The 14,343-nt window shown below is 57.9% G+C and carries 11 protein-coding genes; 3 read left to right on the plus strand and 8 right to left on the minus strand.

The features are described 5' to 3' along the window. Positions 1-27: 27 nt before the first annotated feature. Both serB and parC read right to left on the minus strand, forming a co-directional pair. Complete coding sequence (gene serB / locus K8I84_RS07190; RefSeq protein WP_223794059.1) at positions 28-1,260, minus strand: phosphoserine phosphatase SerB; 1,233 nt, start codon at positions 1,258-1,260, stop codon at positions 28-30. Then, the gene (parC, locus tag K8I84_RS07195) at positions 1,253-3,547 is read right to left on the minus strand and encodes a DNA topoisomerase IV subunit A (RefSeq protein WP_223794060.1); all 2,295 of its coding nucleotides are present in this window, start codon (positions 3,545-3,547) and stop codon (positions 1,253-1,255) included. Before parC ends, serB begins: the two co-directional genes overlap by 8 nt. A gap of 227 nt (positions 3,548-3,774) precedes the next feature. Between parC and K8I84_RS07200 the strand changes: the two genes are divergently transcribed. Then, positions 3,775-3,996, plus strand: coding sequence for a hypothetical protein (locus K8I84_RS07200; RefSeq protein ID WP_223794061.1), 222 nt, complete (start codon positions 3,775-3,777; stop codon positions 3,994-3,996). A 379-nt stretch (positions 3,997-4,375) separates the two neighbouring features. After that, positions 4,376-5,287 (plus strand): neutral zinc metallopeptidase, encoded by a 912-nt coding sequence (locus tag K8I84_RS07205; RefSeq protein WP_223794062.1) that lies wholly within the window; start codon positions 4,376-4,378, stop codon positions 5,285-5,287. Positions 5,288-5,366: 79 nt separating this feature from the next. Here the strand turns inward: K8I84_RS07205 and K8I84_RS07210 are convergent, their stop codons facing one another. Further along, positions 5,367-5,948, minus strand: coding sequence for a YceI family protein (locus K8I84_RS07210; RefSeq protein WP_223794063.1), 582 nt, complete (start codon positions 5,946-5,948; stop codon positions 5,367-5,369). A gap of 61 nt (positions 5,949-6,009) precedes the next feature. Next, positions 6,010-6,555 (minus strand): cytochrome b, encoded by a 546-nt coding sequence (locus tag K8I84_RS07215; RefSeq protein WP_223794064.1) that lies wholly within the window; start codon positions 6,553-6,555, stop codon positions 6,010-6,012. Positions 6,556-7,143: 588 nt separating this feature from the next. Here K8I84_RS07215 and K8I84_RS07220 point away from each other — a divergent pair. Further along, positions 7,144-7,293 (plus strand): hypothetical protein, encoded by a 150-nt coding sequence (locus K8I84_RS07220; protein ID WP_223794065.1) that lies wholly within the window; start codon positions 7,144-7,146, stop codon positions 7,291-7,293. On the opposite strand, the gene K8I84_RS07225 is transcribed toward K8I84_RS07220, so the two are convergent. From K8I84_RS07225 to K8I84_RS07240, 4 genes are all read right to left on the minus strand, one after another. Further along, positions 7,280-9,055 (minus strand): SLC13 family permease, encoded by a 1,776-nt coding sequence (locus K8I84_RS07225; RefSeq protein ID WP_223794066.1) that lies wholly within the window; start codon positions 9,053-9,055, stop codon positions 7,280-7,282. The genes K8I84_RS07220 and K8I84_RS07225 overlap by 14 nt on opposite strands. A gap of 153 nt (positions 9,056-9,208) precedes the next feature. Then, complete coding sequence (gene parE / locus K8I84_RS07230; protein WP_223794067.1) at positions 9,209-11,104, minus strand: DNA topoisomerase IV subunit B; 1,896 nt, start codon at positions 11,102-11,104, stop codon at positions 9,209-9,211. A 67-nt stretch (positions 11,105-11,171) separates the two neighbouring features. Further along, positions 11,172-11,651 carry a protease complex subunit PrcB family protein gene (locus K8I84_RS07235; protein WP_223794068.1) on the minus strand — a complete coding sequence of 160 codons (480 nt, stop codon included), beginning with the start codon at positions 11,649-11,651 and terminating at the stop codon, positions 11,172-11,174. Beyond that, positions 11,648-14,302, minus strand: a complete 2,655-nt coding sequence (locus tag K8I84_RS07240) for a S8 family serine peptidase (RefSeq protein WP_223794069.1) — start codon at positions 14,300-14,302, stop codon at positions 11,648-11,650. Before K8I84_RS07240 ends, K8I84_RS07235 begins: the two co-directional genes overlap by 4 nt. Positions 14,303-14,343 lie beyond the last annotated feature (41 nt).

Below are 14,343 nucleotides of genomic sequence, written 5' to 3' on the forward strand. Positions count from 1 at the left end.
CGCCGTTTTTCATTTCTGCGAGGGCTCTCAGATGCCTGCGTCTGCAAGCCCCTGATTGGTCTCGCTCTCCCGGAAACCGATCAGGTACAGAATGGCATCCAGCCCCAGGGTTGAGATGGCATGACGGGCCGACTCCTTTACCAGCGGCTTGGCACGGAAGGCAACTCCAAGTCCTGCCTGGCTTAGCATAGGCAGGTCATTGGCACCATCACCCACGGCAATCACCTGGGCGCGGGATATGCGCTCTCTTTCGGCAATTTCCAGCAGCAACTCAGCCTTGCGCTTGCCGTCGACAATCTGTCCTGAAACCTTGCCGGTCACCTTGCCGTCGACAATTTCCAGCTCATTGGCGTAGACATAGTCGATGCCCAGCTTGTTCTGCAGGTGGCGGGCAAAATAGGTAAAGCCGCCCGAAAGGATTGCCGTGCGATAGCCCAGCGCTTTCAGACTCTTGATCAGGTGCTCTGCCCCTTCTGTCATCTTGAGGCGTGCGGCTACCCGTTCCAGCACCGATTCATCCAGTCCCTGAAGGAGCGCCAGACGCTCGGCGAAGCTCTGACTGAAGTCCAGCTCCCCTTGCATCGCCCTCTCGGTGATTTCGGCCACCTGTTCGCCCACACCGGCCTCCAGCGCCAGTTCGTCGATTACCTCGGCCTCAATCAGGGTGGAGTCCATATCGAACACCACAAGGCGACGATTGCGGCGGAAGATGGAATCCTGCTGGAACGCAATATCCACGTTCATCTCACCGGCAATATGCAGGAAGTCCGCCCGCAACTGTTCCAGATCCGCCGGTTGTCCGCGCACCGAAAATTCCACGCAGGCGATGCGGTTTTCCGACGAAGTCAGGGACGGGCGCGCCGACAAGCGGGTGATATTGTCAATATTCAGGCCATGGCGAGCCGTGATGGCTGAAACCCGGGCAATCTGCTCCGCCTTTATGTCCCGGGACAGCAGCGTCACGATGTAGCATGCCCGGTTCCGACCCTCTGCCCAGGACAGGTACTCCTCGACGGTAATCGGGGCAAAATGCACCTGAAGATCCAGTGCGTGCAAGCGAAACAGCAGGTCCCGGATGACCGGTGACGATTTCGACGCATCCGGGATCTCGATCAGGATCCCCCAGGTCAGGTGATCGTGGATGACCGCCTGACCAATATCCAGAATCCGGACATCATACTGCCCCATAATTCCGGTAATTTCCGAGGTCAGCCCGGGCTTATCGCGCCCGGACACGTTAATCAGGATGAGTTCACTCACTCTCGAGCGTCTCCTCTGGCTGAGCCGGGGCAGCTGAAGGAATCACATCGATGGCATCCACCCTCTGAAGCCCTCTCGGCAGTTTATGCCCCCGACGACCGCGTTCCCCGAGGTAATGTTCCAGGTCACTGAACTGTAGTCCCATTTTGCGCTTGCCGGCGCGGACTTCCAGCTGATCGTCCTCGGCGAATACGGCAACCGCCACGACGAATTCTTCCCGGTTCTGTACTCGGGCAGACGGAATGCTGATGATCTTGTTGCCCTTGCCCTTTGCCAGTTCCGGCAATTCGCTGAGCGGGAACACCAGCATGCGGCCCTCATTCGAGATGGCGGCCAGGTACAGGGTTTTATCCGAAACCGGCACAGATATGGGCGACATGATACGGGCACCCTTGGGCACCGACACCAGCGCCTTTCCGTTACGGTTCTTGCTGACCATGTCATTGAGGGATGCCACAAACCCGTAGCCACCATCAGTGACCAGCAGAGCTTTCTGGCTGGCCTCCCCCATCAAAAGACCGGCAAACGTCGCACCAGAAGGCGGATTGATGCGCCCGGTAAGCGGCTCCCCCTGCCCCCGCGCAGAGGGCAAACTGTGGGCCATAAGTGAGTAGGCCCGCCCCGTCGAGTCGATAAAAATGGCAGCCTGGTTGTTACGCCCCCGGGCAGCCAGGGCAAACCGGTCACCGGCCTTATAGTTCAGTCCGTCAGGGTCAATGTCATGACCCTTCGCCGCTCGAACCCAGCCTTTCTCGGACAGCACAACGGTTACCGGATCATTCGACACCAGATCCGCTTCGCTGAAGGCACGAGCCTCATCACGCTCTACTATAGGCGAGCGACGATCGTCGCCGTAGGTTTCGGCATCAGCCTGCAGTTCACTCTTGATCAGTTCCCGCAACCGGTCGTCGGAACCAAGAATAGACTGCAGCTCATCACGCTCTGCAGACAGCTCATCCTGCTCGCCGCGAATCTTCATTTCTTCAAGCTTAGCCAAGTGGCGCAACTTCAATTCCAGAATGGCTTCCGCCTGTTCCGGAGACAGGCCAAAGCGAGCGATCAGCTCATCCTTTGGTTTGTCCTCGGTACGGATGATCTCGATAACCTCATCGATATTGAGGTATGCGATCAACAGCCCTTCCAGAAGGTGCAAGCGGGACAGGACTTTATCCAGTCGGTGCTGGAGACGCCGGGTGACCGTGGTTCGACGGAACACCAGCCACTCGGTCAGGATTTCACCCAGCCCCTTCACCCCCGGTCGACCGTCGTTGCCAATCACGTTGACGTTCACACGGTAGGTCTTTTCCAGATCCGTGGTGGCAAACAGGTGGGCCATCAGCCCTTCCAGGTCCACCCGGTTGGAGCGCGGCGCAATCACCAGTCGGGTGGGGTTCTCGTGATCGGATTCATCCCGAAGGTCGCCCACCATTGGCAGCTTTTTGGTCTGCATCTGCTGCGCGATCTGCTCCAGAACCCGTGCACCGGAGACCTGGTGCGGCAAATCGGTGATGACAATCTCACCGTTCTCCCGAATCCAGCGCGCCCGCATCCGCAGGGAGCCGCGCCCGGTTTCGTACATCTGACGGATGTCTTTCTGGGGTGTAATGATTTCCGCCTGGGTTGGGAAATCCGGGCCCTTGATGTGCTCGCAAAGCTCATCAACGGTTGCGTCCGGTTGATCCAGCAGGCGAATACACGCCGAAGCGACTTCACGAACATTGTGAGGCGGGATATCCGTGGCCATACCGACAGCAATCCCGGTGGTGCCATTAAGCAGCACATGGGGAAGACGCGCAGGCAGAACGGAGGGCTCGTCCATGGTGCCGTCAAAGTTCGGCACCCAGTCCACGGTACCCTGCCCCAGTTCGCTCAGCAGGACTTCGGCGAAAGGCGCCAGACGCGACTCGGTGTATCGCATGGCAGCGAAGGATTTTGGATCGTCCGGTGACCCCCAGTTACCCTGCCCGTCAACCAACGGGTAGCGATAAGAAAACGGCTGCGCCATCAGCACCATGGCTTCGTAACAGGCGCTGTCGCCGTGGGGGTGGAATTTACCCAGGACGTCACCCACGGTACGGGCTGATTTCTTATATTTGGCGGTGGACTTCAACCCCAGCTCGGACATGGCGTACACAATGCGCCGCTGTACCGGCTTTAAACCATCCCCGACGTTGGGCAACGCCCGGTCGAGGATGACGTACATGGAATAATCGAGATAGGCTTTCTCCGTATAATCCCGGAGCGAAACCCGCTCAAAGCCCTCATCCGTTGTCTGAAACTCTGGCATGGATGCCTCTTTTGCGTCTTGTACCTGTTTTTTTATGCTGCCAGCGATGCTACCTGTAACCTGCGGAATATTCACCAGCACCGGGGCGAGCCACATTATATGGACGCCGGCTCCGATACTCCAACTTCCAATAGCGGAAACCCCGAATGGAGGCTCATCGACCCGGTCCGTATTCTATTAACTATTCGTCAGTAACCGTTTCAATGTCCAAACGCCAACGGAACTCTATGAAACCCAACCTGAAAGCCTGTGGACAAGCCATGATGACCGCCATGGTCAATGCCGTACTGGCCGTTGCCCTGATGCTTCTGGTCGAGTTCGCGATCAGTGGCTCGTTTCAGGTGCCCGAGCCTTATCTCTGGGCCGGCTTGCTCATCTGGCTGGTCATCTTCGCCGGACAGTTCTGGCGTCAGCGCCACCTGTGCCGTTCCGCCCAGTCCCACGAATAACCTGCCCCAGGAGCACCTCCCGGTCGTCCGCCTGAGATCAGGCACGTGCTTATCGTGCTTATCCAGTGAGTCCACCTGAGAGGGCTGGTCCACACTCCTCGCCTCAACCCCCTCTCAATCCCCGCTTGTCGCAGACTTTTTCCCGACGTCTATACTTGTGTCCATGATGTGAGCACGCCGACTCCATCTCACTGCATCCGACCCAGGTGCGGACAAGGACCAGCGCGGCATTCCCCGGGTCATCAGGTAGCAAAAAAACCAGCGCGAGATCCCGTCGTTTTCGCGCCCACCTCAGGATCACATGCCTGACGTTCAGTGAATCCATCGGTTACGGGCGAGGGCCCGAAACTTCTGCAGACGCACCCCGGGAGGCATGGCTATGCGCTGGAAAAGCGGCAGGCGAAGCGAGAACGTCGAAGACAGACGGGGACAGACCACCCGATACGCTGCGGCCGGTGCAGGAAGTGCCGTACTGCTCAGGTTCCTGCCGATGCTTTTTCGCAGCAAGATGGGGCGGACGATCCTGATTGTTGGTGTGATCCTGATCTTTGGCGGAAAAATGCTGGGCATCGATATCCTACCCTTCCTGCTCGGTGGAGGCGGGGGACCTACCACCGTCGAGAACCAGCGGGAATTCACCGCAGCCGAACAGGAACTCGCCGATTTCACCTCAGTTGTGCTGGCCGACACCGAGGACACCTGGAAAGCCATCTTCAGCGAGCGGGGCGCAGCTTACCGGGAACCGACACTGGTGCTGTTCACGGGCCAGGTACAATCCGCCTGCGGGTTTGCCAGCGCTGCCGTAGGCCCCTTTTACTGCCCGGGTGACGAGAAGGTTTACATAGATCTGTCGTTTTTCGACGATCTGGCCCGCCGCTTCGGAGCGCCCGGCGATTTCGCCCAGGCCTATGTGCTCGCCCATGAGGTTGGACATCACGTGCAAACCGTACTGGGCATCAGTCAGGAAGTCAGACGCCTGGGCCAGGGCCGTAGCAAGCAGGAAGTGAATTCATTATCCGTCAGACAGGAACTACAGGCCGACTGCTTTGCCGGAGTGTGGGGCCACATCGCCCATCGGGACCGTCAGATACTGGAACCCGGCGATCTTGACGAAGCCCTTCAGGCCGCGGCCGCGATCGGTGATGATCGTCTGCAACGGCAGGCCGGCGGTCAGGTGGTGCCCGACAGTTTTACCCACGGCACGTCAGAACAACGGGCCCGCTGGTTCCGCCGGGGGTTTGAAACCGGCGATATTGACAACTGCAACACGTTCGAGGCCAGACAGCTCTGAGCGCCTACTGAATTGACAACCCCGGGGCCGAACTTGCTCCCGCCCCGGGGCATGATCAACAGACCTGACAGGTCACTGGTTACTGGCGAATGCCCTCAACGGAGATAATGACCTCCACAGTTTCGGACGCCTTTCCAAGGTCCATGGGGATACCAAAATCCTTCAACGCGAGCTCGGTCTGGGCTTCGAATCCCATCCGATAACCGCCCCAGGGATCCTCGCCGTGACCAAGCATCTTGGCGTCGAGTGTGACCTCTTTGGTAACCCCGCGAAGAGTAAGGTCACCGACAATGTCTGCCTCCCCATCGTCACCCAGCTCGACGCGAGTGCTCTGGAAACTCGCTTCAGGGAAGTCATCCACATACAGGAAATCCTCGCTGCGCAAATGCTTGTCGCGCTCTGCATGATTGGAATCAACACTGGAGGTATCGATAGTGACGGACACCGAACTGTTTTCCGGGTTCTCCTCGTCATACACGAACTGACCATCGAACTCATTGAAGCGGCCGTACAACCAGCTGAACCCGAGGTGGGAAATCTTGAAGGTAACGAACTGGTGGGCACCTTCGTCATCAAACGCATAGGTACCTCCGTGCCCGTCGGCGTGGACACTGCCGATCATGGTCATCGAAACGGCAGACGCAAGCAGTAGTTTTTTCATGGCATTCTCCTTTTTTTGGTTCGGTTCGTTCGGAACAACAGACAACAGTGGCGATCTACCTTTAGCGGCCAACCATACGCCGCAAGGTATCGTCTCGATCAATCAGGTGATGTTTGAAGGCCGCCGCAGCGTGCAGGCCCGCCAACACAACAATGGCCCAGGTGGTCCAGTAGTGGATGTCTCCCGCCACCTCTTCCAGGCCTTTGACCTGCCCGGTTACCGAAGGCACCGTGAACCAGTCAAACACATGGATCGACGAGCCGTCGGCCGTTGTAATCAGATAGCCACTGACAAAGGCAACAAACAACAACAGGTAAAGAACCCCGTGCACTCCATGGGCGATGCGCACTTCCCATTTGGCCTGACCGGGGAGCGGGCAAGGGCCCCGGTTTACCACCCTCCATAGCACGCGGAATATCATCACCCCGAATAACAGGATGCCCACGCTTCGATGAATGTCCGGACCGGTTTTGTACCATTCATGGTAATAATTGAGATCCACCATCCAGAGACCGAGCCCAAACAACGTAAACACAGCCACTGCCACCAACCAATGAAGTAGGATGCTGACGACGCCAAACCGGCTTGAAGAGTTAAAAACTTGCATAGCTCGCTTCGTGTCCTTGTCCCTTGAATGAGATGGCTGCCCTGGAAAAGGATTGTTGGGAGCTTAGGAAGCTCTCCATTCGAATGAAATCAAAATGTTCTGCTGACCAACATCAAAATATTTGATCAAACAGCAGATGGCGCCCCGCCTTTAGTCGTATACGGCTTTTACGGATTGTTCAAAATAACATCAACGTTACACTTTTAAGCAAGTCCTGACGCCCTGCTCCGGGCAAAACCATCGAAAGGTAGAAACGACAATGGAAGTGGAATTCGACGAAGACGTTGTTGTCCCCAGCAACAACTGACAAACAGGCGGCACGCACGGCCGCCGCCATCTCCTCTCACCGCCCGCGCAGCCAGATACAAAAGGTTCCGTGTCTGGAACATTAAGCCGTGGTGACGATCGCTTTTTGATAACCTGCCCGTTGCGGTAGCCGACCTGACGACAAGCGGGCCATGCTCGCGACTTGTGGGCATGGCAGGCGCTTGAAAGCCTGGCATTGTCGTACAGTGATTCTGAACAGCCAGAACGTCGAGACGGCCTGCCAGACACTGCTCAACCCTCCGGCAGTATCACGTTGCTATCTTGTGCACGATCGAGGCCGTTCAAATTGACGTGACGGTCGCCTTCATGTGCATCGCCCTGTCCCTGGGGCACTATCACGACGGTGCACTGAGGGAGCTGAGCTGCGATATCCTCGCCAACCCGGTTCCTGATCAGTTTAACCGACCGTAAGCCCGTAAACCTGGGCAATCACCAGCACCGTTACGGTTCCGATGAAGATGTTCATTGGCAAACCGACCCGGACGAAATCCAGGAATCGATACCCTCCGGGTCCGAACACCATCATATTGGTCTGATACCCCAGCGGCGTGGCAAAGCTGGCCGATGCCGCCATCATCACTGCCATCACAAAAGGTTCTGCGCCAATACCCATGGTGGATGTCATGGACAGTACGATGGGGATAATCAGAACCGCGGCCGCGTTGTTGGTGATGATTTCCGTCAACACAGACACCGCCAGGTAAACCAGCAAGATGGCCATCAGCACTTCTCCGCCACTGAAATCCAGAATGGATTCCGCCAGCAGGGCAGCCGCTCCGGTTTCCTGAAGTGCCGCACCTAATGCAAAAGAAGCGCCAATAGTGAGGATCACCGGCACATCGACGGACTTCTGGGCCTGTTCCACCGAACAACACCCGGTCAGAATCATCAGCCCAGCCCCAAGCAGGGCTGCGTTTAGCATGCTGACCACGCCACAGGCCGCTAACCCCACCAGTACCAGCAGAATTCCCCAGGACAGCCAGGCGCGGTCATGGCGCGGGCGCTCGGTGTCGAGATCGTTGATCAGCAGAAAATCCTTGTTGTACCGCTGTCGACTGACGAAGGCCGGACGTGCCTCCAACAGCAATACATCGCCCTGCTTAAGGCGGATGTTTCCAAGGTTACCGGATACCCGCTTGCCACCCCGGGCAACGGCTATGACCACTGCCCCATAACGGTCCCGGAACCGGGCATCCCGGATGGTCATCCCCAGCACATCCGACTGCGGTGACAGGACGGCTTCCACCAGTCGCCTTTCGGCACGATCCTGGCTCAGACTCGGTTCGTCTTCATGCACGGAGGGCACAATCCCGTTGATGCGCATCAGGTCTGAAATCGACTGGGTATCACCGGCGAACACGAGGCGGTCCCCTCCCCTGAGACGTTCTTCCGAAGGAACCGCGGTGACGACGCTGCCATCGCGCTCAATCTCCACGAGATACAGCTGTTCGAGTTCTCGGAGCCCGGCCTGGCCAACAGTTTGTCCCACCAGCGGGCCATCGAAGGAAACCGCCACCTCCAGCGTGAACTCCCGCATTGAGCCGAATTTCTGCTGGTCCTTCCGGTCTGGCAAGAAGCGGGGCATCACCAGCAGCAAAACCGCCACACCAATGACCGCAACAGGGAGACCCACGGCGGTGATGGAAAAGATGGAAAACCCTTTCTCACCGGTCAGTTCCTGGTATTGACCGTTCACCACCAGGTTGGTGCTGGTGCCGATCAGCGTGAGCGTCCCTCCAAGAATGGCGGAGTAGCTCAGGGGAATCATCAGCTTGGAGGGAGCAATGCCAATCTTGCGGGACCACGCATGCACCGCTGGAATCATGGTAGCGACGACGGGGGTGTTGTTGAGAAATCCGCTCAGGAAGGTGACCGGCAAGGCAATGCGTGCCTGAGCACTGCGGACAGACTTCGGATGGCGCAGCAGATTGTTCACCAGTAGATCCACACCACCGGAGTGATGAATACCCGCTGCCACCACGAACATGGCAACAACCGTTATGAGCCCACTGTTACTGAAGCCACTGAGCGCCTGTTCCGCGGAAATAATACCCGAGGCACTCAGAATGATGAGGATACCCATCATGACAATGTGGGGTGCCACGCGCCCGAAACTCATGAAAATCAGGGACGCACCTGCCAATGAGAGTGCGAACCAGCCTTGCCAATCCATGTAGGGTCTGCCCAGTTTCAAAACTGGCAGGATAGCGACTCAGAAAAATACTTAAAAAGAATATATTTAAATTTTTATATTCTTTTTAAGTATATTAAGAAAGGAGTTTTAGGAGTGAACAGAAGGGCCCGGAAGTCGGGCCCCTCGGACAGATCACACAGGCACGTCGGCAATATTGCCGTAGGTTTCCAACCAGGAGCGACGATCAGAGGCACGCTTCTTACCCAGCAGCATATCCATACGGCTATCCGTATCGTCACCGTCTTCAATGGTCAACATGACCAGTCGACGGGTATCCGGCGCCATGGTGGTTTCACGAAGCTGCAGGGGGTTCATTTCACCCAAGCCCTTGAATCGGGTGACCGAAATCTTGCCTTTACGGTTCTCGGCAGCCAGACGATCCAGGATTCCCTGTTTCTCATGCTCATCCAGGGCATAAAAGGTTTCCTTGCCCAGATCGACCCGGTAGAGGGGAGGCATGGCAACAAACACATGCCCCGCTTCCACCAGTGGACGGAAGTGCTTGACGAACAGGGCGCACAGTAGCGTTGCAATGTGCAACCCGTCCGAGTCGGCATCGGCAAGGATGCAGATTTTGTTGTAGCGCAATCCGTCAAGCTTGTCGGAGCCGGGATCGACACCGATCGCCACAGCAATATCGTGGACCTCCTGAGACCCCAGCACTTCAGACGGGTCGACTTCCCAGGTGTTGAGAATTTTGCCGCGTAGTGGCATCACCGCCTGAAACTCACGATCCCGGGCCTGCTTGGCAGAGCCACCTGCGGAGTCTCCCTCCACCAGGAAGAGTTCGGACCGCGCGGTGTCACCACCGGAACAATCCGCCAATTTTCCGGGCAATGCCGGGCCAGAGGTCACCTTCTTCCGCGCCACTTTCTTGCTGGCCCGCAGACGGCGCTGTGCATTGCTAATGAAGAGTTCCGCCAGCGCCTCGGCCACGTCGGTGTGCTGGTTCAGCCAGAGGCTGAAGGCATCCTTGACGATACCGGACACGAACGCAGCTGCCTCGCGAGAAGACAACCGCTCTTTGGTCTGGCCCGAGAACTGGGGCTCCTGCATCTTGAAGGACAGGACGTAAGCGGCACGCTCCCAGATATCTTCCGGCGACAGCTTGACGCCCCTGGGCAACAGATTTCGGAATTCACAGAATTCCCGCATGGCCTCCAGCAGACCGGTACGCAACCCATTCACGTGGGTACCGCCCTGGGCTGTCGGGATCAGGTTTACATAGCTTTCCATCACCGCTTCGCCGCCTTCGGGCAGCCACTGAATGGCCCAGTCCACCGCTTCCGAGTTACCGGAAAACGTGCCGGTAAACGGATCCAGCGGAACCGCTTCAAGGTCCGCCAGTGCGGTGCGCAGGTAATCGCGAAGGCCGTCTTCGTAGTGCCACTCCTCCTTGTCGCCGGTCTTTTCCTGCAGGAAGGTAACCGTGAGTCCTGGGCAAAGTACCGCTTTGGCTCGCAGGTTATGGCGCAGGCGGCTGACGGAGAAATTCGGGCTGTCAAAATAGCTGACATCCGGGGTGAACTTCAGGCGGGTACCGGTGTTGCGTTTGCCCACGGTGCCGATGACCTCAAGGTCAGAAGCCTTCTCGCCATTCGCAAAAGTGATCTTGTGCAGCTGTCCGTCTCGCTTGATCAGGACTTCCAGGTGCTTGGACAGCGCATTGACGACGGACACACCGACCCCGTGCAGACCACCGGAGAAGTTGTAGTTACCCTGGGAAAACTTACCACCAGCATGGAGGCGGGTCAGAATCAACTCCACGCCCGGCAGGCCTTCCTCCTTGTGCATATCGACCGGCATACCCCGACCGTCATCCTCGACGCTCAGCGAACCATCGCTGTACAAAATGACGTCGATGCGGCTGGCGTGACCGGCAAGGGCCTCGTCCACGCTGTTGTCGATGACTTCCTGAGCCAGATGGTTCGGACGACTGGTTTCAGTGTACATCCCCGGGCGCTTGCGCACCGGGTCAAGGCCGCTCAGTACTTCAATGGCGTCGGCGTTATATTGTTGTTGGCTCATAGGTAGGAAGTAACTCTCAATTTAAAACTGAAAACTGAGCCATAGCTTAGGGATTCGGTGGGAAAGATCAACGGTTGTTTTGAACAGGCACCACTCGCAAACCATCCCAGCCCTCTGCAGTGACAGCAATCACCGCGCAGGGGGTGGTGATCATCTGCGGCACCATGGCTCCGGGCTCGGGCGCCTTGACAGTGACCGAGAGATCCAGCCGCCCATCGACAATTTCCGAATCCGCCAACATCACGCCATACCCGCCGGTGGGCTTCTGGCCCAGAGCCGCCAGAACCACATGTTCCCGGCTAAAATCCAGCTCCCTGAGTGGCGCCAGGGACAGAGTCCGCGCCGGTAACTGTTCCAGACGATCAACATCCGTGGTACTGCGCAGTACCACGTGCCCCGGAGCGGTAAGGCCACAGTGAGAGGACTGCCCGATCTGCCGGGCAAGCGGCGCACCGGTATCGGTCTCGGTCTGACTCAGAGCGCATCCAGCGGTCAGACTCAGGACGGCAACGCACGAAACTACAGGTATAAATCGGCACTTCTTCATGGTTCAGCAATAGCCTTGGTCGGAATCTCCGCCGGCTCGGCGGACAACAGTTGATACCCTTGAAAGCCCGGTCTTGGCAAGAGGTCGGGCGTTCTGGCGGAAATCGAAGGACGTGAATAGCTGGTGGTCATTCGAATGCCGGTCACCGGGCCGTTGTCTGGCAGAGTAATGACTTCCCGCAGGCCTGCAACCGGATATTCGGCGCAAGCTTCTCCGGAATGACAGATCAGACCATCGTTATCCAGGTCCGTGCCGGCCACCAGAAAATAATCACCGGGCGGCACTTCGTTAGCCAGCAGGGGCTCTTCACCGTCGTCCGGTACAAAACTGAAACGGTATTGTCCATTTTCGGCCACCACATTGGCCTGCCCGACGGTGACATAGAAGTTGCCCTGTGGCTCCGGAGCCACCAGTAACACGAAGTGCCGCCCCGCGTCTTTCGCGTTCTGATCAGACACCACCCGGCCAACCACCGGAATTTCAAGGGTGCGCGCCTGATCGGATGTGTACTCGATGACCAGAGTCGTGCGCTTGGAAACCTCGTTACCCAAGGCCTCCGGATTCAGGGTCATCGGCAATTCGAATCGTGTACTCAAGGCGCCTGTCAGGTCGGCGTTCAGGATCAACCAGTCGGGAGGCGCAGAAACCGAATTGACTCGCACACTTTGCAGCTCACTGCCAAAAGCCTCCAGCACGACTGTGGCAGACCGCTCCCCTTCCGTGGACAAGGTCACAATCGCAGGAGACGCTGTCAGAAGCTCCGGCACCGTATTGTTCTGGGCTGCTAATGCCGACTTGCCCGCATCCATCAGCCCCCATCCCAGACGGTTATCCCTGTTGCACGGAGGTGTGACACAGGTTTGTACGGTAAGATCCCCGGCAACCAGGAGGGCGTTGAGACTGGCAAAGTCCAGGGTGCCGTTGATACTTTTCATCAGCGCCATCACGCCCGACACATGGGGCGCCGCCATCGACGTCCCCTGCAAGCCTATGTAGGTTTCCTGGGCGGTTCCATTGATTACCGATGCACTGGTGCTGACAATCACATCTCCCCGACCGTCGGCATTGCCGTCCCGGCTCGCGTCGCCGCCAGGGGCAGCCAGGTCGATCCAGTTTCCTCGGTTGGAATAGGAAGCCAGCTCACCGGCGCCGTCCACGGCGCTGACAGCAAATACATTACGAAACGCCGCCGGAAACGATTCCGTTGAGGTCGCAGAATTGCCCGCAGCCGCTACAAAAACGACCCCGCGGGCAGTTGCCTCGTCAATGGCATCCTGCAATACCTGTATGAACGGCAAGCCGCCCAGACTCAGGTTCACAATATCAGCACGGGGTGACCCCGATTCGGGTCCGTTCACCCAGCGAATGGCGTTCAGCAGGTCGGCTGCGGAACCAACGCCTCCCTCACCCAGGACCCGCACAGGCATCAGCGAGGAACCGAAAGCGACACCCGTGCCGCCAGCGTCGTTAGCCAGAGCAGCGACCGTACCGGCAACATGGGTTCCGTGGAACACACTGTTACCGACACTGTTGCCGGGATCACTCGGGTTATTGTCTGGCCCCGGTTGCCCATCGTTATCGAATTGTTCGGACACAAAATCCAATCCGGGAACCACATTGGCGTCCAGATCCCTGTGCCAGCTGGTGCTACTGCGCCGGTACAGACCGGTATCCATCACGGCGACCGTCACCCCGGCTCCGCCTCCGGGTGCCAGCTGCCAGGCAGTCGGCGCATTCAACAGACCATAGTGCCACTGCTGATTTTCATAAAGCGGTTCCGTCAGCGGGCTCGCCAGTGCCTGCATCTTATAGTTGGGCTCGACCGAAGCGATTCCAGGTTGCTTTCGCAGGGACTCTATCCACGCCAGGGTACCGGCCTGCGCCCCGGCATCCCGCATGCTGGTCTTCTTTGCCGGCGCAGCAACCCGCCAGAATCCGGGAGCCACTTCACCCATGGGCGTCATACCCGTCTGCTGAACCAGGGCGCGGGCATTTGTCCCACTTGCGGCTGCAGTGAGCCCAACAATCGCCTCTCCTTCGATCACCTCGTGGTCCGGCCAGCTAAGGTTGCGCGCCAGCCCGGTCGGGGCCAACGCCGAGGACAAAACATACAGCACCGGCAAATCGCCAAGGACGTCGACGCGAACCGTGTAAACGCCCTCCTCGCCTGTATTGGTCAAGCCAAACGTGGTACCGGTAGAGCCCGAGTTGGAAGCCAGCGCCTCACCGTCCCGCTCAAATGTCAGCCGTACACTTGAGGGCCCGGCCCGGGTGGCAAATGCCTGCAATTCCACCGCCTGCCCGGCAGCGAGAGCCATGGAGAAGGAATCCTGCGGATCTGCCGGATAGGAGATGGCAGGGAAATCAGGCGCACTCGGGTAGGTGCCCTGAGTAGCGCTGACATATCCCGACAGAATAAATTCCTGGGGCAAGCTCTGGTCAGTGCTTCTTGGCACTGCATTAAACCTGAGCGCATCCGCGTTATCGAAGTCAACACGGGTACCGGCTTCGATATCAATCGTGCCAGACAAGGCAGTGTTAAAAGGTTCTCGTTCACTGCTGTCGGAACCGCCATCGCATCCTGCAAGCAACAAAGTGACGCTACAAACAGCGCAAGATAAAGCCTTAACCGTCTGATTTATAAGCGACATTTTTTTCAACTCCATGAATTCGCCCAGCATACACGCCCGCA

It is taken from the genome of Marinobacter sp. F4216, from assembly GCF_019931195.1.
Lineage (GTDB): Bacteria > Pseudomonadota > Gammaproteobacteria > Pseudomonadales > Oleiphilaceae > Marinobacter > Marinobacter suaedae.

What these genes read in the sequence shown, in the direction of transcription:
- K8I84_RS07200 (WP_223794061.1), top strand. Translation starts at nt 3,775, where the DNA reads ATGAAACCCAACCTGAAAGCCTGTGGACAAGCCATGATGACCGCCATG.
- K8I84_RS07240 (WP_223794069.1), bottom strand. Translation starts at nt 14,302, where the DNA reads ATGTCGCTTATAAATCAGACGGTTAAGGCTTTATCTTGCGCTGTTTGT.
- K8I84_RS07235 (WP_223794068.1), bottom strand. Translation starts at nt 11,651, where the DNA reads ATGAAGAAGTGCCGATTTATACCTGTAGTTTCGTGCGTTGCCGTCCTG.
- parE (WP_223794067.1), bottom strand. Translation starts at nt 11,104, where the DNA reads ATGAGCCAACAACAATATAACGCCGACGCCATTGAAGTACTGAGCGGC.
- K8I84_RS07205 (WP_223794062.1), top strand. Translation starts at nt 4,376, where the DNA reads ATGCGCTGGAAAAGCGGCAGGCGAAGCGAGAACGTCGAAGACAGACGG.
- parC (WP_223794060.1), bottom strand. Translation starts at nt 3,547, where the DNA reads ATGCCAGAGTTTCAGACAACGGATGAGGGCTTTGAGCGGGTTTCGCTC.
- K8I84_RS07225 (WP_223794066.1), bottom strand. Translation starts at nt 9,055, where the DNA reads ATGGATTGGCAAGGCTGGTTCGCACTCTCATTGGCAGGTGCGTCCCTG.
- K8I84_RS07215 (WP_223794064.1), bottom strand. Translation starts at nt 6,555, where the DNA reads ATGCAAGTTTTTAACTCTTCAAGCCGGTTTGGCGTCGTCAGCATCCTA.
- K8I84_RS07210 (WP_223794063.1), bottom strand. Translation starts at nt 5,948, where the DNA reads ATGAAAAAACTACTGCTTGCGTCTGCCGTTTCGATGACCATGATCGGC.